The 16595-nt window shown below is 57.1% G+C and carries 17 protein-coding genes, 1 pseudogene and 1 other annotated feature; of the genes and pseudogenes, 11 read left to right on the top strand and 7 right to left on the bottom strand.

Going from position 1 to position 16595, the window contains the following annotated elements; translation table 11 throughout:
* Nucleotides 1-26: 26 nt before the first annotated feature.
* The 3 genes and pseudogenes from ACKXF7_RS07935 to ACKXF7_RS07925 form a co-directional block, all read right to left on the bottom strand.
* The gene (locus ACKXF7_RS07935) at nucleotides 27-503 is read right to left on the bottom strand and encodes a DUF1934 domain-containing protein (protein WP_423741003.1); all 477 of its coding nucleotides are present in this window, start codon (nucleotides 501-503) and stop codon (nucleotides 27-29) included.
* A gap of 14 nt (nucleotides 504-517) precedes the next feature.
* Nucleotides 518-1345 (bottom strand): glutamate racemase, encoded by an 828-nt coding sequence (gene murI / locus ACKXF7_RS07930; protein ID WP_339396136.1) that lies wholly within the window; start codon nucleotides 1343-1345, stop codon nucleotides 518-520.
* Nucleotides 1338-2428: pseudogene (locus tag ACKXF7_RS07925) on the bottom strand (D-alanine--D-alanine ligase family protein). The gene murI and the pseudogene ACKXF7_RS07925 overlap by 8 nt, the downstream one beginning before the upstream one ends.
* Nucleotides 2429-2737: 309 nt before the next feature.
* Between ACKXF7_RS07925 and rpmG the strand changes: the two are divergent.
* The 8 genes from rpmG to ACKXF7_RS07885 all read left to right on the top strand — a co-directional run bounded on the left by rpmG (nucleotide 2738) and on the right by ACKXF7_RS07885 (nucleotide 7863).
* Nucleotides 2738-2887 carry a 50S ribosomal protein L33 gene (rpmG, locus tag ACKXF7_RS07920; protein ID WP_005920501.1) on the top strand — a complete coding sequence of 50 codons (150 nt, stop codon included), beginning with the start codon at nucleotides 2738-2740 and terminating at the stop codon, nucleotides 2885-2887.
* Between the two features lie 16 nt (nucleotides 2888-2903).
* Nucleotides 2904-3155: a preprotein translocase subunit SecE gene (gene secE, locus ACKXF7_RS07915; RefSeq protein ID WP_339396134.1), complete on the top strand. Its 252-nt coding sequence runs from the start codon at nucleotides 2904-2906 to the stop codon at nucleotides 3153-3155.
* Between the two features lie 30 nt (nucleotides 3156-3185).
* The gene (gene nusG / locus ACKXF7_RS07910; protein ID WP_249237182.1) at nucleotides 3186-3719 is read left to right on the top strand and encodes a transcription termination/antitermination protein NusG; all 534 of its coding nucleotides are present in this window, start codon (nucleotides 3186-3188) and stop codon (nucleotides 3717-3719) included.
* A gap of 136 nt (nucleotides 3720-3855) precedes the next feature.
* The gene (gene rplK / locus ACKXF7_RS07905; protein WP_118551709.1) at nucleotides 3856-4281 is read left to right on the top strand and encodes a 50S ribosomal protein L11; all 426 of its coding nucleotides are present in this window, start codon (nucleotides 3856-3858) and stop codon (nucleotides 4279-4281) included.
* A gap of 57 nt (nucleotides 4282-4338) precedes the next feature.
* Nucleotides 4339-5031 carry a 50S ribosomal protein L1 gene (rplA, locus tag ACKXF7_RS07900; RefSeq protein WP_005944523.1) on the top strand — a complete coding sequence of 231 codons (693 nt, stop codon included), beginning with the start codon at nucleotides 4339-4341 and terminating at the stop codon, nucleotides 5029-5031.
* 277 nt (nucleotides 5032-5308) lie between these two features.
* The gene (gene rplJ / locus ACKXF7_RS07895; protein WP_249237183.1) at nucleotides 5309-5824 is read left to right on the top strand and encodes a 50S ribosomal protein L10; all 516 of its coding nucleotides are present in this window, start codon (nucleotides 5309-5311) and stop codon (nucleotides 5822-5824) included.
* 72 nt (nucleotides 5825-5896) lie between these two features.
* A complete protein-coding gene (gene rplL, locus ACKXF7_RS07890; protein ID WP_005944525.1) occupies nucleotides 5897-6271 on the top strand; it encodes a 50S ribosomal protein L7/L12 in 375 nt (124 codons plus the stop codon).
* Nucleotides 6272-6726: 455 nt separating this feature from the next.
* Nucleotides 6727-7863 (top strand): aldo/keto reductase, encoded by a 1137-nt coding sequence (locus ACKXF7_RS07885; RefSeq protein WP_423741002.1) that lies wholly within the window; start codon nucleotides 6727-6729, stop codon nucleotides 7861-7863.
* A gap of 155 nt (nucleotides 7864-8018) precedes the next feature.
* Here ACKXF7_RS07885 and ACKXF7_RS07880 read toward each other — a convergent pair whose 3' ends face one another.
* On the bottom strand, nucleotides 8019-8678 hold the full coding sequence (locus tag ACKXF7_RS07880; protein ID WP_423741001.1) for a GntR family transcriptional regulator: 660 nt from the start codon (nucleotides 8676-8678) through the stop codon (nucleotides 8019-8021).
* A 352-nt stretch (nucleotides 8679-9030) separates the two neighbouring features.
* On the opposite strand from ACKXF7_RS07880, the gene ACKXF7_RS07875 reads away from it, so the two are divergent.
* Together ACKXF7_RS07875 and asnB are read left to right on the top strand one after the other, a co-directional pair.
* Nucleotides 9031-9516 carry a Fur family transcriptional regulator gene (locus ACKXF7_RS07875; RefSeq protein WP_249237186.1) on the top strand — a complete coding sequence of 162 codons (486 nt, stop codon included), beginning with the start codon at nucleotides 9031-9033 and terminating at the stop codon, nucleotides 9514-9516.
* Between the two features lie 14 nt (nucleotides 9517-9530).
* Nucleotides 9531-9793, top strand: a binding site (T-box leader).
* Nucleotides 9794-9847: 54 nt separating this feature from the next.
* Nucleotides 9848-11434, top strand: a complete 1587-nt coding sequence (asnB, locus tag ACKXF7_RS07870; protein ID WP_423741000.1) for an asparagine synthase B — start codon at nucleotides 9848-9850, stop codon at nucleotides 11432-11434.
* 313 nt (nucleotides 11435-11747) lie between these two features.
* Here asnB and ACKXF7_RS07865 read toward each other — a convergent pair whose 3' ends face one another.
* The 3 genes from ACKXF7_RS07865 to ACKXF7_RS07855 all read right to left on the bottom strand — a co-directional run bounded on the left by ACKXF7_RS07865 (nucleotide 11748) and on the right by ACKXF7_RS07855 (nucleotide 14353).
* A complete protein-coding gene (locus ACKXF7_RS07865) occupies nucleotides 11748-12299 on the bottom strand; it encodes a TetR/AcrR family transcriptional regulator (RefSeq protein ID WP_423740999.1) in 552 nt (183 codons plus the stop codon).
* Between the two features lie 97 nt (nucleotides 12300-12396).
* Nucleotides 12397-12915, bottom strand: a complete 519-nt coding sequence (locus ACKXF7_RS07860) for a transcription repressor NadR (protein ID WP_339396129.1) — start codon at nucleotides 12913-12915, stop codon at nucleotides 12397-12399.
* Nucleotides 12916-12997: 82 nt separating this feature from the next.
* A complete protein-coding gene (locus ACKXF7_RS07855; RefSeq protein ID WP_423740998.1) occupies nucleotides 12998-14353 on the bottom strand; it encodes an alpha-amylase family glycosyl hydrolase in 1356 nt (451 codons plus the stop codon).
* A 236-nt stretch (nucleotides 14354-14589) separates the two neighbouring features.
* Between ACKXF7_RS07855 and glgB the strand changes: the two genes are divergently transcribed.
* Nucleotides 14590-16539, top strand: a complete 1950-nt coding sequence (gene glgB, locus ACKXF7_RS07850; protein ID WP_423740997.1) for a 1,4-alpha-glucan branching protein GlgB — start codon at nucleotides 14590-14592, stop codon at nucleotides 16537-16539.
* Nucleotides 16540-16595 lie beyond the last annotated feature (56 nt).

The following is a 16595-nucleotide window of genomic DNA, read 5'->3' as shown; positions in this document are numbered from 1 at the left end:
TCACAGTCTGGGGAACTCTCAAATTCTCAGTTCACATGGGTCACGGTCACTTCCAGGCGGTTGCGGCTCACCAGTTCAGCGCTGTTGGCGTCCAGCAGATAGCCGAACTTTGCAGTGCCGCCCTTCTCGGTCAGGCTGCAGATCATCTCGTCAGCCGTCACGCCCAGCGTCATGGAGCCGTAGCCGGTCTCGTAATGGCAGAGGTTGCGCTTGCCCTTTTCGATGAGCAGCTGGGTACCGGCCCCGCTGCCCCTGCCAAAGCGCAGCATAGCCACCCGGCTTCCGTCGGCGGCGATCTTCAGGGTGGTGGTGCAGCCCTCGTAGCCGGTGGTCTCCGTTTCTTTATAGGTAATGTAGTAGCTGCCGCCCTTCTGCACGAACTGGCCCCGGGTCATCAGCTCCACAAACTCTTCCTTTTCTTCTTCCTCCGCAGGTTCTTCCACATGCTGCTCGATGCGGCTCTTGATGCGGATGATATAATCTTCCTTTAACGGTTTGCTCACATTGCTTTCCCTTATCAATATTTGTCAATGGCGATCTGTTCCACCGGGCCGCCCTTGTACTCGCCCAGAAACAGGTCTGCCGTCTGCACAAAGCTGTCCGGCACATCGCTGACATAGAAATGTGCCTGTCCCTCATGCTCCTGCGCCGCTTTCAGGCCGCGTTCCGAGAGCATCCGTTCCAGATGATGGGCGGCAGTCTTGGCGGGGTCCACCAGCGTCACCTTCTGTCCCATGAACTCACCGATCATGGTCTTGAGCAGCGGATAATGGGTGCAGCCCAGAATGAGGGTGTCCACCCCGGCATCCCGCACCTCGGTCAGGTACTGCGCAATGACCAGCTTCGTCACCTGCTGCCGGCTCTCCTCGCTGTGGTCCACATAACCGGCTTCCACCAGCGGAACGAACAGCGGACAGGCCCGGGCGGTGATCTCCACACCGGGCACCAGCTGGCGCAGCAGCTTTTCATAGCTGCGGGAGCGGATGGTCGCCGCCGTGCCAATGACGCCGATGCGGCGGTTGCAGGTGGAAAAGGCCGCTTCCCGGGCGGCGGCATCCACCACGCCCAGATACGGCACCGGCAGCCGGGCCGCCTCTGCAGCCGGGTAGGTGCTGGACACCGTGCCGCAGGCCGCCATGATGCATTTTACATCTTTCGAAAGCAGGAACGCAACATCCTGACGGGCGTACTGCAGGATGGTCTCCGGGCTGCGGCTGCCGTAGGGCACGCGGCCGGTATCACCAAAATAGATGATCTCCTCGTGGGGCAGACGCTTGCGCAGCTCCCGCACGCCGGTCAGCCCGCCCAGACCGCTGTCGAACACGCCGATGGGGCGATTATCCATGCTGCTTTTCCTTTCTTTCCAGAGCCAGCGCGATCAGCCGGTCGATGAGCTGCGGCACCGGCAGGCCCTCGTGCTCCATCAGCTTGGGATACATGCTGATGGACGTGAAGCCCGGGAAGGTGTTGATCTCGTTGATGAGCACCCGGCCGGTGCCGTGCTCCACAAAGAAGTCGCAGCGGGCCAGACCCTCGCAGTTCAGGGCGGTGTAGGCCATGGCGGCGTAGGTCTTTACCTCATCCAGCTTTGCCTCCGGCAGGTGGGCCGGGATGACGGTCTGGCTGACGCCATTCTTGTACTTGTCATCATAGGTGTAGAACTCGGCACCGGCAAGGATCTCGCCGGGGCGGGTCGCCACGGCAGGGTCGGAGCCGATGACGGCGCACTCCACTTCCTGACCGTCCACAAAGGCTTCAAACACCACCTTGCGGTCGTTTTCCAGTGCAAGGTCGATGGCCTTCTTCAGCTCCTCGCGGCTGGACACCTTGGAGATGCCCACACTGGAACCGGCATTGGCGGGCTTGACGAACACCGGCCAGCCCAGCTTCTGCTCCACGCCGTCGCACACGCCTTCCAGATCGGATCGATCTCCCAGCGGTTCGCGGCCACCCACTTGGTGTGGGGCACGCCGTTGGCCTCAAACAGAGCGTTGGCCACGGCTTTGTCCATGCACACTGCGCTTGCCAGCACGCCGCAGCCCACGTAAGGGATGCCGGCCAGCTCCAGCAGGCCCTGCACCGTGCCGTCCTCGCCCCACAGGCCATGGAGCACCGGGATGACCACATCCACATGCACCTTTTCCACATGGCCTTCCGGGGTGAACAGGATCATGCCATGGTCGGCGCGGTCCGGGCTGATGACGCAGGGCATATTGCCTGCCAGCTCTTCCCAGCTGCCATCGGCCATCTGGGCTGCAGTGGCCTCGGTGTACAGCCAGCGGCCCTCCTTGGTGATGCCCACGGCAAGCGTCTCATATTTTTCGCGATCGATGTTGTTGACGAAGTTGCCCACCGAAACGCGGCTGACCTCGTGCTCGCTGGACATACCGCCAAACAGCAGGACGACGCACATTTTTTCAGACTGCATGATATCTCTCTCCTATTTATAAAGCCCCATGAAGCAGGGCGGGTTCTAACCGGTAAAATGCCGTTCTGGCTTATTATACAATATCTATGCGCGTGATGCAAGCACAATGCCAAAAAGCCCTGCCGCTGTCTGGAGAGATTTTTTAAGGAAAACTTTCTGAAAATCGCAAATTTCCGCTTGACGGATGGAAAACGGCGTGATACAATGATATCACCTCTTTTGCGGGGTTATTAAGTGCGCCTGTTTTACAGATGCCACCCGCAACCCGAGGGAGGTTCAAAACGACCGTTATAATGGAGGTGTCAACAAATGACCGTTAAAATCACTCTGGCCTGCACCGAGTGCAAGCAGCGCAACTACAACACCACGAAGAACAAGAAGAACAACCCCGATCGTCTCGAGATGAAGAAGTATTGCCGTTTCTGCAAGAAGCACACCGTTCATCGCGAAACCAAGTAAGAAAGGCGGACGCATCATGGCAGACAAAACCGAGAACAAGCCGGGCTTTGTGGCCAGAGCAAAGGCCGCTGTGAAGAATTTTGGCGCACGCGTCTCCAAATTCTTCCGCGACACCAAGAGCGAGCTGAAGAAGGTGGTGTGGCCGTCCAAGGCGGACGTCAAGACCAACACCATCGTCGTGCTCATCACTGTCGCCGTCGCAGCGGTCGTGATGATCCTGCTGGATGCCATCTTCGGCGGCATCCTGGGCCTGATCATCGGCGCCTGAGAATCATCTTGAAACGGAGGGTCAACCAAAATGGAAGAACAATCCAATGAGGCACTTTGGTATGTCGTGCATACCTATTCCGGCTATGAGAACAAGGTCGCAAACGACCTGCAGACCATGGTGGAGAATCGCCATCTGCAGGATCTGATCTGCGATATCAAGGTTCCCGTCGAGATGGTTCCCGAAATTGACAAGAACGGCAAGCAGAAGATGGTGGAGCACAAGCTGTTCCCCGGCTACGTTCTGGTCAAGATGGTGATGAACGACGATACCTGGTATGTGGTGCGCAATACGCGCGGCTGCACCGGTTTTGTCGGTCCCGCATCCAAGCCCGTTCCCCTCTCCCCTGAAGAAGTGGAGAAGATGGGCGTAGAAAAGGCTGCACCTCTGGCCGTCGACTTTGCTGTCGGCGACACCGTGCAGATCACCGCCGGTCCTCTGGAAGGCTTTATGGGCCTTGTGGAGGCCATCGATACCGAGAACTTCAAAGTGAAGCTCAAGGTCAACATGTTCGGCCGCGAAACTCCCGCAGAAGTGGAGCTTGGTCAGGTCGAGCTGCCGTAACCAACCGGCAAGGAACGTTTACCAAGGTAAGACCGCAGTGCGGTTCTTATAGAGCGTGTGCATTGGGCACATGCTCGTGGGAGGTACGGAGACACCGTACCGCAACTCACCACAGATTTTTGGAGGTGCATTTATCATGGCACAGAAAGTTACTGGCTACATTAAGCTGCAGATCGAGGCCGGCAAGGCAACTCCGGCTCCCCCTGTTGGCCCTGCTCTGGGTCAGAAGGGCGTCAACATCATGGCCTTCACCAAGGAGTTCAACGAGCGTACCAAGAACCAGATGGGTTATGTGATCCCCGTCGTCATTACTGTTTACGCTGACCGCTCCTTCAGCTTCATCACCAAGACTCCTCCGGCAGCCGTTCTGATCAAGAAGGCCGCTGGCATCAACACCGCTTCCGGCAAGCCCAACAAGGAGAAGGTCGCTTCTCTGACCGCCGCTCAGGTGGAAGAGATCGCAAAGACCAAGATGCCCGACCTGAACGCTGCTTCTCTGGAAGCTGCATGCAGCATGGTCCGCGGCACCTGCCGTTCCATGGGCATCACCGTCGAGGGCTGAGACATAAACAGTGGGAGGGCATAACACTGCCCGCATGACCACACAGGAGGATATACAATGAAACATGGCAAGCACTATGTCGACGCTGCAAAGCTGGTCGATTCTACTAAGGCATATGATGTGAACGAGGCTCTGGAGCTGGCTTGCAAGACCGCTTCTGCCAAGTTCGACGAGACTGTTGAGCTGCACGTCCGTCTGGGCGTTGACGGCCGTCACGCTGACCAGCAGGTCCGCGGCGCTGTCGTTCTGCCCAACGGCACCGGCAAGACCGTCCGCGTCTGCGCAATCGCCAAGGGCCCCGCTGCTGCTGCTGCTGAGGCTGCTGGCGCTGATATCGTCGGTGATGACGAGCTGATCGCAAAGATCGCCGGCGGCTTCATGGATTTCGACGTCGTCGTGACCACTCCCGATATGATGGGCCGCGTTGGCCGTCTCGGTAAGGTCCTGGGCCCCCGCGGCCTGATGCCGAACCCCAAGGCCGGCACCGTTGCTCCTGACCTGGGCAAGGCTGTTTCCGAGGCCAAGGCTGGTAAGATCGAGTACCGTCTGGACAAGCAGAACATCATCCATGTGCCCGTGGGCAAGGCTTCTTTCGGTGCAGAGAAGCTGTACGCCAACCTGGACACTGTGATGGAGGCTATTGCCAAGGCAAAGCCCGCTGCAGCAAAGGGTACCTACTTCAAGAGCGCTACCATCGCCACCACCATGGGCCCTGGCATCCGTCTGAACACCCTGAAGTACGGTGTCTGATTTGAAGTTCTGATCGTTTTTCTGCCGTTTGTATGGACGGCAGAAAAATTTTGTCAGGAAATTTCAAAAAAGACTTGACAACTCCGCACGTTTGCGGTAAAATAATCATGCTGTTTTTGAGACAGCAGGTACTGGAGTCCAGTGTAAGGCTATGCCGCCTGCCGAGAAACGTGCGTAAAGTTGTTTTATGCCTCTTTCTCGACCAAGTGCGGGAAAGAGGCTTTTTTCATACTTGCTCCGGTTTTCGATACAAGTTTTTGAAACGAGGTGAAACCGAATGCCCAGTGCAAAGATTCTTTCTGAAAAGCAGGCTTATGTCGCTGATCTGAAGGCAAAGTTTGAGAGTGCGGTTTCCGGCTGCGTCGTCGCTTACGGCGGCATTAACGTCGAGAACGACACCAAGCTCCGTAAGGAGCTGCGTGAGGCAGGCGTCGATTACATGGTCGTGAAGAACACCATGCTGCGTCTGGCTGTCAAGGGTACCTCTCTGGAGGGCCTGGCTGAGCAGTTCAAGGGCGATACCGCTATCGCTTTTGCTCACGAAGAGGATCCCATGTCCGCTGCCCGCATCCTGTGCAAGTATCAGGATGGCGATAAGTCCAAGAAGTTCGTCGTGAAGGCTGGCTTCATGGAAGGCAAGGTCATGAATGCAGCTGAGACCAACGCAATCGCAAAGCTGCCCAACCGCGAAGGCATGCTGTCCATGTTCGCAGGCGCCCTCACCAGCACTCTGTCTGGTCTGGCCGTTGCAATGCAGGCTTATGCCGACAAGCAGGAGGAGCCCGCTGCCTGATGGCCGCGTGACTGCTGCTTAAACAATTCTGAAATCAACAAACAAAACCATTGATATTGGAGGGTTACTACTATGGCTTCTGAGAAGATTACTGCCATCATCGACTCCGTTAAGGAGCTGTCCGTTCTGGAGCTGAAGGAACTGATCGACGCTTACTGCGAAGAGTTCGGTGTTTCCGCTGTTGCTGCTGCAGCTCCCGCTGCTGCTGGCGCTGCTGCTGCCGCTGAGGAAGAGAAGACCGAGTTCGACGTCATCCTGGCTGAGGCTGGCGCTACCAAGATGCAGGTCATCAAGCTGGTGAAGGAGATCACCGGTCTGGGCCTGAAGGAAGCTAAGGCTATCGTCGATGGCGCTCCCAAGGCTGTCAAGGAGAAGGTCTCCAAGGCTGAGGCTGAGGACATCCAGAAGAAGCTGACCGAGGCTGGCGCTAAGGTCGAGGTCAAGTAATTGAATCTCTTCTGAGAGTCGTTCATTCTTGAACAATGAGGTGCCCGTACCGAAAGGTGCGGGCGCCTTTTTTGTTTGATGATTGGAATGCCCTCCGCTGCGCTCTAGGCATGTTTAGAGGAATTATTATTTTTAATTTGTGTTCAGAAAATGTCTGCGGACATTTTCTGAACACTTTTTCACAGGAGGGGCGGTAAAGGCAAGCGGCATCTGTGCGGTAGGAAAATGCATTTGACGCTACGACTCTATGGTGAAAAAGCAGCTCCGAAACGACCGCAGTCGTTTCGGAGCTGCAAATATCTAAAAATATGATTTCCGCTATTTATGCCCAGAGCGAAGCGGAGGGCATTCTAAATCGTCATCGTCGTATCTTTTCTGCATTCAAAAACTATGCTATACTATCCTCAACAGGAGGAGCGGCAGAGCCTTTACCCCCTCTGCCGCAAAAGAGAGCTATGGAATACCGCAACTGGAGCAAAAACGATATCCGCACTTCCCTTTTGGGCTACGGCTGTATGCGTTTTCCCACCAAGGCCGACGGCACCATTGATGAAGAGCGCGCCGAAGCGCTGCTGAGCACCGCCAAGGCCGCCGGTGTCAACTACTTCGATACCGCCTATCCCTATCACAACGGCCAGAGTGAGCCCTTCGTGGGCCGGGTCATTGCCAAGTGGGACCGCAGCAGCTTTTATCTTGCCACCAAAATGCCGCTGTGGAGCTGCAAAAATCTGGACGATGCCAAGCGAATTTTTGAAGAACAGCTGCAGCGGCTGGGCGTTGACTATATCGACTTCTATCTGCTGCACTCCCTGCACAGAGCACGGTACGAAAAGGCAAAAGCCATGGGCCTTGTGGACTGGCTGTGGCAGCAGAAGGCTGCAGGACGCATCCGGAACTTTGGATTTTCCTGCCATGACAACTCTGCCGGGTTTGAGTACATTCTGCGCGACCAGCCGTGGGATTTCTGCCAGCTGCAATACAATTATCTGGACCGGGACGACCGTGCCGAGGAGATCTCCGGTGACCGGGGCTATCAGCTGACCGAAGAATGCGGCGTGCCTCTTATCATCATGGAGCCCGTCAAGGGCGGCACGCTGGCGTCTCTGCCTGCAGACGCCGCCGCACCGCTGCACGCCCTGCGTCCGGATGCCTCCGATGCCTCCTGGGCGCTGCGCTGGGTGGGCAGCCACAACAACGTGCATGTTATCCTGTCCGGCATGAGCGCCGAGGAGCAGTTGACCGACAATCTGGCTACCTTTGGCTCTTTCCAGCCGCTCTCCCCTGCCGAAAATGCCGCCGTGGAAAGCGTTGCCGACCAGCTGCACCGCCGCATCAGGATCGGCTGCACCGGTTGCCGGTACTGTATGCCCTGCCCCATGGGGGTGGACATCCCGGACAATTTCAGCATCTGGAACAAGCTGGGCATGTTCGGGCAGAAGGATGCCATCAAAGCCCAGTGGGCCGAGCACTTCCCGGACAGCGAAAAGGCCCTGCACTGCGTGCGCTGCGGCAAATGTGAGGCAGTCTGCCCGCAAAAGCTGCCCATCCGCGATTCGCTGGCACAGCTGCAAAAGGAGCTGGATGCACTGTAACTCCTTCCGTCATCGCTGCGCGATGCCACCTCCCTCAAAGAGGGAGGCTTTAAGGCCCCATCTCTGAGGGGGCTGTCGCCGCAGGCAACTGGGGGAGTCTCATAACAAAAAGACCGTCACACGTTTTTCGTGCAACGGTCTTTTTTATGCAGTTTTTACCACAGCCGGATGACCTTGATGACGCCCTCCGCCTTATCGCGGGCCAGCTCCAGGTGATGCTGCAGAGAATCCGCAGCCAGATCCCAGTTGTCCGCCAGCGCAGCATCCAGAATTTCCAGATGCTCTTCACAGGTCTGCTCCTGATTGATCATGCTCACCTTGCCGGTCATGATACGGAACCGGGTGTTCAGGCCGGTGATGCGGTCGTAAGCCGAGCGCAGGTACTTATTGGGCAGGGTGCTCATGAGCAGTTCATGGAACGCATCGTCCGACTCGCAGAAGTCGGTGATGCGGTCCGGGTGATGCATCAGCTCAGCAAACGCCTCCAGCTGCTCTCGCGGGATGCTGCTGCCATAAGTACGCAGGGCATACGGCTCCACCAGCAAACGCATTTCAAACATGCTGTGCACGTCCTCTTCGGTGATGCCGGATACCATCAGGCCCTTTTTGGGCAGGATGGTGATGAGCCCCTCCTGCTCCAGACGGCCCAGAGCATCCCGCATGGGGGTGCGGCTGATGTTGCCCATTTCCGCACAAAGCTTCTGCTCGTTCAGGAATTCATTGGGCCGGTACTCGCAGTTCAGGATCCTGGTCTTGAGGTACTGGTACGCCTGCAGCTTCAGGCTCAGTTTGGTCTGCGACTCCGTTTCTTTCATATTTTGCACAACTCCTATTCCCTTTTTCCTTTGCAATGAAAAAGGTTTCTTCTCCTTATAATACTTTGGAGCGCATGCTTTTTTCTTCTTCAAAAGCACTCTTGTATTCTTGCTGCAATCCAAGTAGTATTTCAGTTCTATTATTTCATAACAGGGCAATTATTACAATACTTTTTTGCGAACTTTGGTGCGTTTTCCGTTTTTGCTAATTTTTATGTCTTATTTTTTGCTAAAATCAACAACGGTTTTTGTGCTTGTAGCCAATGCTGCTTCTTTTGGCCCGGTTCTTTTGCATCCAACACAAAAATATGCTACAATGAATAAAATAACGAAAAGGGTGTGGATCTCTCTTATGGCACGAAGCGACGGCTACAATACCAAGACCCGTCAACTGATTTTAGATTATCTCATCAACAACCGGCAGCACGCGGTGAGTGCTTCCAACATTCTGGAGCATCTGGAAGCGCAGGGCGCAAGCCCCAACCCCACCACGGTGTACCGCTATCTGGACAAGCTGGCCGGGGAGCAGCGCATCATGAAATACGTAGCCGACAAGGGCGAAAAAGCCGTGTTCCAATACGTGGACGAGGGCCGCCACTGCCGGGAGCATCTGCACCTCAAATGCGTGCAGTGCGGACGCATCTATCATCTGGACTGCCACTTCATGGACGAGGTGCGCGCCCATCTGATGGCAGAGCACGGCTTTACCCTGCAGTGCGAGGGCAGCGTTTTGTATGGTTTGTGCCGTCACTGTGCCCAAAAAGCGGAACAGTCCGACTCTGCTGATCAAACCGCACAAAAATGCGCCTGCTGTGTTGACACGGACAAAAAGCCGTGATACAATGCAGGCAAGAAAAAGCGTTGACCGGGAAAAGTAAGGTTTCAAGGTCCTCTTTCAGAGAGTGCGGGCAGCTGGGAGCCGCGCAGAGGACGAAGCCCGAACGAACACCCGTGAGCTTCCCCCTGAACCTGTTTGTGCAGCAGTAGGGGCAGACGTGCGCCGCTCGTTATCGCGGCAGTGCTTTCAACGGGGAGAGCGCACAAAAGTGACTGGCATGGTTTTATGCCGGTAATTTAGGTGGCACCACGGATACGGCAGCATATTCGTCCTAGCAATTGGGATGAATGAGCTGCCGTATTTTTTTATTGAAAAAAGAGGGGTAAGAAATATGTGTTGTGTTATGGGCTATACCGGGCACGATCTGAGTGCCGCCAAATTCAAGGAATACCTGCTGCGCACGGTCATGCGCGGCCCGGACGACCAGCGTGTGGTGGAAGGACCTTTCGGTCTGATGGGCTTTGGCCGCCTTGCCATCATGGGCCTGACGCCGGAAGGCATGCAGCCGTTCTACCGCGGTGCCGACTGCGTGGTGTGCAACGGCGAGCTGTACGGCTTCCGCTTTGAAAAAGAAGTTCTGAAGCGCCGGGGCTACAAGTTCCAGTCCGACTGTGACTGCGAGATCCTGCTGCCGCTGTACTATGAGTATGGTCTGGATATGTTCCGCCACATGGATTCCGAGTTCGCGCTCATCATGTACGATTCCCGCAAGGACCGGCTCATCGCCGCCCGCGACCCCATCGGCATCCGTCCGCTGTTCTACGGCTACTCCAAGTCCAGCCATCAGATTGCCTTCGCCTCCGAGATGCAGAACCTCATTGGCTGGTGCGACGACATCCGTCCCTTCCCCATCGGCAGCTACTACTGCGATGGCCGCTTCGTCCGCTATGAGGACATCGCCGATGTCCCCGCCCCCATGCAGGACGATATGGACACCGTGCTGCGGAACATCCGCGAAAAGCTGATCGCAGGCGTGGAGAAGCGTCTGGATGCAGATGCCCCGGTAGGCTTCCTGCTTTCCGGCGGTCTGGATTCCTCGCTGGTGTGTTCCATTGCCGCCAAGAAGCTGAACAAGCCCATCCGCACCTTTGCCATCGGCATGGACACCGACGCCATTGACCTGAAGTATGCGCGCCAGACCGCTGAATATCTGGGCAGCGAGCACCACGAGATCATCATCAACCGGGACATGGTCATCAACAGTCTGGAAGAGGTCATCCGCCTGCTGGGCACCTGGGACATCACCACCATCCGCGCCAGCATGGGCATGTACCTGCTGTGCAAGGCCATCCACGAGCAGACCGACGTCCGGGTGCTGCTGACCGGCGAGATCTCCGATGAGCTGTTCGGCTACAAGTACACCGACTACGCCCCCACCGCCGACGCCTTCCAGCAGGAAAGCCAGAAGCGCATCCGGGAGCTGTACATGTACGATGTGCTGCGGGCCGACCGCTGCATCTCCTCCAACAGCATCGAGGCCCGCGTGCCCTTTGGGGATCTGGATTTTGTGCGCTACGTCATGGCCATCGACCCGGAAAAGAAGCTGAACAGCTACGGCAAGGGCAAGTACCTGCTGCGCAAGGCCTTTGAGGGCGACTGGCTGCCGCCGGAGATCCTGTGGCGCGAGAAGGCCGCCTTCTCGGATGCCGTGGGCCACAGCATGGTGGATGATATCAAGGAGTATGCCGAGAGCCTTTACACCGACGAGGAGTTCCAGCTGCGCCGGGCGAACTATTCGGCCCACTGCATGCCGTTCACCAAGGAAAGCCTGTTCTACCGCGAAATTTTTGAGAAGTACTACCACGACCAGAGCCGCACCATCGTGGGCTTCTGGATGCCCAACAAGGCATGGCCCAACTGCAACGTCAACGACCCCTCTGCCCGCGTGCTGGCAAACTACGGCGCTTCCGGTGTGTAATTGATTTTAAATGGCCTCCGCTGCGCTCTGGCCATCTTTAGCGGAAATAAAGTTTTTATAGTTTGCAGTTCAGCAAAGCCTGCGGGCTTTGCTGAACTGCTTTTTCACAGAAGGAGTCCGAAAGGCAAACTGCATCTTCTGTACCTATTCCCTACGGGAACATCTGCACAAGGAAAAAAGATGCCGCTTCCAGTTACGACCCCTCTTGTGAAAATGCAATGCCGGGCGGTCCGCAGACCGCCCGGCATTGCTCTGTTAAAATTATTTTTCCGCTATTCATGCCCAAAGCGAACGCGGCGGGCATTCTGATTTGTTACATCCTGATTTTTTGCGCCGCCCGGGCAATGGACGCCAGCAGCGTCACCAGACGCTTTTCGTCCATCTGGCCGCAGTAGCTGGTGAAGGTGTAATAGCAGCCCTGCACGCAGAAGGAAAGCACGATCTTGCGCACCACATCGGCATCAAACGAGGGGTCTCGCTCCGAGATGCATTTGCACATGGCCGCTTCCACCCGGTTGATGAACAGTCCCTGACGGGAGCCGGAAAACAGGATGCCGATCTCGGTCTGATTCCGGGTAAACGCCCGGAACATTTCCCGGGTCAGCCACTCGGTGCGCTCGCTCACATCACTGGCAGTCAGCTGCGGCAGGCTTTCCACCACCACCTCCACCATTTCGTCCTCCATGGCGTTGGCCAGCGCATAGATATCCTGATAATGGGCATAAAAGGTGGACTTATTGATGCAGGCCAGATCGCACAGCTCCTTGACCTTGATCTTTTCCAGCGGTTTCTGCGCCCGCAGCTCCATGAACGCCTGCTTGATGGCACGCTCCGTTTTTTCAATGCGAATATCCAGAAAATCCACCTCTTTTGCAATTCTGTTGATTATCCAACCATTTTCCTGTTTTGCGGATAGACAAGGCCCTCAGCCTTTTTTATACTGGGGCTATCCCCCCTCCGCGTCACTCCTTGCGGTACAGGATGCCTTTTTCGTCCAGCGCCTGCCGGATGCGCTCAAAGCTGTCGGCATCCGGGCAGTGCAGTGTATGCAGGTGCACGCCGCCGGTCATGCGGCTCAGCAGGCTTTCCGGCGTATTTTTTGCCTGCTGGATAAAGTTGTCCACATCATAGCGGCTGGCAAGGTTCAGGTTGCCCCGCAGTTCACCATACAGGCTGTTCTCCACAGCCACATCCACCACGATGCCGCCCTGATCCACAATGGTGTACAGCTCGGTGCGCATCTCTTCCTCGGTGCTGTGCACGCAGGCCAGAATGCCCACATAGCCCTTTTGGGCCGGATGCAGCTGATAGCCCCGGGGCGTTGCATCGATCTGTGCGCCGCCTGCCCGCAGCAGAGCCACATCCCCCACCACGATCTGACGGGATACCCCCAGCTGTGCCGCCAGGGCACTGGCACTGACCGGGGTCTCGGCCCCGCTGAGCCGGTTCAGGATGGATTCTCTGCGCTGCGCTGCGTTCATAGGTCTCAGGCTTCCTTTCCGCATTTCTGCATTCCTGCTCTATTGTAGCAAAACACGGCGGTTTGTGCAAGAAGCCAGCCCTTTATTCCAGCTGCAGGATGGTAGCATAATTGGAGGGCAGCTGCACCTTCATGCGGCCCCACTCTATACTGGTCAGAACGGGCTGTGCGCCCACGGTATCCGCCAGCAGGTCAACGGCCCCGGAAGCCTCCACCGGCAGCTGGAATTCCAGCTGTGCGGGACTGTCGCCGTTGTTCAGCACCACGACGCAGGCCTTTCCATCCAGCACCCGGGCAAAGGCATAGCACTGGGTGGTGAGCTGCAGCTCCTTCACCTCGCCGTCGGTCAGCTCCGGCAGCTCCGCCTTCAGTCTGCCCAGTGCGGCATACACGCTGGTGACAGGGTTGGTGGTCTCAGCGTCCTTGAAGTCGGAAAGCTCCAGACAGGGACGCAGCGGCCAGTCGCTTCCCCACTCTTTTTTGCCCTCAATGCCAAATTCTGAGCCATAATAGATGGACGGAATGCCCCAAAGCGTATATACTAGAATTGCAATGTGACGGATGTGCTCCCGGTTGCGCAGCTTGTTGGGCAGCCGCTCCACATCGTGGTTGTCCGAGAACAGATACAGCCGGGTATCGTGGCACAGGCCCTGCAGACGGCGCATGGTGTGGGCGATCTCGAAATAGTTGTGGTCGTTGTGGCCGCTCCACAGGCCCTTGTGCAGCTCGTAGTTGGTCACCGAGTGCAGCATCTCCGGGTTTGCCCAGCGGCTGTAGTCCCCGTGGATCACCTCGCCCATGAGCCAGAACTCGGGCTTTACCTCATTGGCAAGGCGGCGCAGCCCCCGCATGAAGTCAAAGTCCAGCACGTCGGCGGCGTCCAGACGGATGCCGTCAATGTCAAATTCATCCACCCAGAAGCGGATGGTCTCGTAGTGGTAGTTCTGCACCTCCGGGTTGCGCTGGTTCAGCTTGACCAGCAGATTGTAGCCACCCCAGTTGCCGTAGGAAAAGCCGTCGTTGTACTCGTTGTTGCCCCAGAAATTCACATCGCAGAACCAGTCCTTATAGCGGGCGTTCTCGCGGTTCGCCTTCAGGTCCTGGAACGCAAAGAAATCCCGGCCCACATGGTTGAACACGCCGTCCACGATCACCTTCTGGCCCCGGGCATGGCAGTCTGCCACAAAGTCCCGGAACTCCTCATTGGTGCCGATGCGGCGGTCTACCAGCCGGTAATCGATGGTGTCGTAGCCATGGGAGCCGCTCTCGAACAGCGGGCCGATATAAATGGCCGTGCAGCCAAGGTCCGCTGCGTGCTTCGCCCATGCATTCAGCTTCTCGAATGCGCCGGGCACCGCCTGCCCGTCGTTCTCATGTGCGCAGCCGCACAGCCCCAGAGGATAGATGTGATAGAATACCGCGTTGTCATACCAAGCCATTGTTCATACCGCTCCCATACAAAAAAGTCAGCCGCCGCCCACTGCAGCGGCAGGAATAGTATAGCACAGAATCTGTAAAATATGTTAATATTTGCCGATTTTTGTCAAGAATCGACAAGAATATCGGCTACTGTGCCCCATTTTGCCTTGTTTTTATTGGATATATTGCCCAAATATCTGTATCACATGCAGTGCCGCCGGGCACTGCTCATCATAGAATGTAAGGAGATCTTTGCATGAATTACCCCGCCATTCCCCGTGAATTCTTCAATGGAGACTGCTTTGATGCCTACCGCATCCTTGGTGCCCATCCCTGCTCCGACAACGGCACCGAAGGGTGGCGTTTTGCGGTGTGGGCCCCCGGTGCTACGGCAGTGGAGGTCTGCGGCGGCTTCGACGGCTGGGAGGCAGGCGTGCCCATGGAAAAAGCCGATACCGGCGTGTGGAGCGCATTCGTCCCCGGCCTTGCAGAGGGCGACCTTTATAAATACCGGGTGCATGGTGCCGACGGCAGTGTGGTGATGCGCAGCGACCCCTACGCATTTTCCACCGAGCTGCGGCCGGGTACGGCCAGCCGTCTGGTAAAGCTGGACTTCCGCTTTGACGACAGTGCATGGATGGAGCGCCGCGACAAATGCCGCAACCGCCCGCTGAACATCTACGAGATGCATGTTGGCAGCTGGCGGCACAAGCCCGGCAGCAAGGAGGCCGATGGCTCAGACGGCTGGTACAACTATGAGGAGCTGGCCAAGGAGCTGATTCCCTGGCTGCTGGACCATCACTTTACCCATGTGGAGCTGCTGCCGCTGGCAGAGCATCCCTTTGACGGCAGTTGGGGCTACCAGACCACCGGCTATTTTTCCGTCACCAGCCGCTACGGCACCCCCGCCCAGTTTGCCGGCTTCGTCAACGCCTGCCACCGCATGGGCATCGGCGTCATCATGGACTTTGTGCCGGTGCACTTTGCCGCCAACGCCGACGCTCTGGCAAAGTTTGACGGCACCCACCTCTACGAGTACGACAGCGATGTGGGCCACAGCGAGTGGGGCACCTGCAACTTCAATTACTACCGCCGGGAGGTGTGCAGCTTTTTGAACAGTGCCGCTGCCCTGTGGATGGACGTGTACCACTGCGACGGCATCCGCATGGACGCCATTTCCCGCGCGCTGTACTGGCAGGGAGACCCGAACCGCGGCGTGAACGAGGGAGCTGTGAACTTTCTGCGCAGCCTGAACCACGGCCTGAACGAGCGCTGGCCCACCGGCATCTACATGGCAGAGGACTCCACCAACTTCCTCAAGGTGACAGCTCCCACCCGCTACGACGGCGTGGGCTTCGACTACAAGTGGGACATGGGCTGGATGCACGACACACTGGACTATTTTGCCACCCCCTTCGGCGAGCGTCCGAATGCCTACGGCAAGATCGTTTTCAGCATGCACTACTTCTACAACGAGCTGTATCTGCTGGCGCTGAGCCACGATGAGGTGGTGCACGGCAAAAAGACCATCATCGATAAGCTGTGGGGCACCTATGCGGAAAAATGCGCCCAGCTACGCACCCTGTATTTTTATATGTATATGCACCCGGGCAAGAAGCTGAACTTCATGGGCAACGAGATGGGACACTTCCGGGAGTGGGACGAAAAGCGGGAGCTGGACTGGGACCTGCTGAAATATCCCTTCCACGATGCCTTCCAGAAATACTTTGCCCACCTGAGCCGGGTCTACTCCACCGAACCCGCCCTCTACGATGGCGAGTACAACCCCGACTGCTTTGAGTGGGTGGCCTGCGAGAGCCGCAGCGAGGGCGTGTACGCATGGCTGCGCAAGGGACAGGGCCAGAGCCTGCTGTGCATCATGAACACGCAGGATCACGCCCACAAAAAGTTTCCCCTCTACCTCCGGTTCCCCTGCGGTGCCGAGGAGGTGCTGAACACCGAATCCCCCGAGTGGGGCGGTGCGCTCAAGGGACGCCGCAAGACCAGCCTGCACACCACCGACGGCGGTGTCTATGGCCGGGATTACACCCTCACCATCGATCTGCCCGCCATGGGGAGCTGCCTGTTGCGGCTGACCCCGGAAGCCCCGAACCCGGACGCCGCCCGCATCAGCGCTAACAAGGCTATGGCGCAAAAGCGCCGCAGCGCCCGCAGCACAAAGACCGCTTCAAATTCCAACAAGTAATATTCACATCAAAATGTCCTGTATGCTTTGAAAGCTGCGGGACATTTTGCTGTTTT

Source organism: Faecalibacterium sp. 7, assembly GCF_049562865.1.
GTDB classification, from domain to species: domain Bacteria; phylum Bacillota; class Clostridia; order Oscillospirales; family Ruminococcaceae; genus Faecalibacterium; species Faecalibacterium wellingii.
Note: the sequence above shows the minus strand (reverse complement) of the source record. Positions and strands in the feature narration are given on the sequence as shown.

Excerpts from the sequence above, each read along its gene's own strand:
- murI (WP_339396136.1), bottom strand. The coding sequence starts at position 1,345 with ATGGATAATCGCCCCATCGGCGTGTTCGACAGCGGTCTGGGCGGGCTG.
- rpmG (WP_005920501.1), top strand. The coding sequence starts at position 2,738 with ATGACCGTTAAAATCACTCTGGCCTGCACCGAGTGCAAGCAGCGCAAC.
- secE (WP_339396134.1), top strand. The coding sequence starts at position 2,904 with ATGGCAGACAAAACCGAGAACAAGCCGGGCTTTGTGGCCAGAGCAAAG.
- nusG (WP_249237182.1), top strand. The coding sequence starts at position 3,186 with ATGGAAGAACAATCCAATGAGGCACTTTGGTATGTCGTGCATACCTAT.
- rplK (WP_118551709.1), top strand. The coding sequence starts at position 3,856 with ATGGCACAGAAAGTTACTGGCTACATTAAGCTGCAGATCGAGGCCGGC.
- rplA (WP_005944523.1), top strand. The coding sequence starts at position 4,339 with ATGAAACATGGCAAGCACTATGTCGACGCTGCAAAGCTGGTCGATTCT.
- rplJ (WP_249237183.1), top strand. The coding sequence starts at position 5,309 with ATGCCCAGTGCAAAGATTCTTTCTGAAAAGCAGGCTTATGTCGCTGAT.
- rplL (WP_005944525.1), top strand. The coding sequence starts at position 5,897 with ATGGCTTCTGAGAAGATTACTGCCATCATCGACTCCGTTAAGGAGCTG.
- ACKXF7_RS07885 (WP_423741002.1), top strand. The coding sequence starts at position 6,727 with ATGGAATACCGCAACTGGAGCAAAAACGATATCCGCACTTCCCTTTTG.
- ACKXF7_RS07880 (WP_423741001.1), bottom strand. The coding sequence starts at position 8,678 with ATGAAAGAAACGGAGTCGCAGACCAAACTGAGCCTGAAGCTGCAGGCG.
- ACKXF7_RS07875 (WP_249237186.1), top strand. The coding sequence starts at position 9,031 with ATGGCACGAAGCGACGGCTACAATACCAAGACCCGTCAACTGATTTTA.
- asnB (WP_423741000.1), top strand. The coding sequence starts at position 9,848 with ATGTGTTGTGTTATGGGCTATACCGGGCACGATCTGAGTGCCGCCAAA.
- ACKXF7_RS07860 (WP_339396129.1), bottom strand. The coding sequence starts at position 12,915 with ATGAACGCAGCGCAGCGCAGAGAATCCATCCTGAACCGGCTCAGCGGG.
- ACKXF7_RS07855 (WP_423740998.1), bottom strand. The coding sequence starts at position 14,353 with ATGGCTTGGTATGACAACGCGGTATTCTATCACATCTATCCTCTGGGG.
- glgB (WP_423740997.1), top strand. The coding sequence starts at position 14,590 with ATGAATTACCCCGCCATTCCCCGTGAATTCTTCAATGGAGACTGCTTT.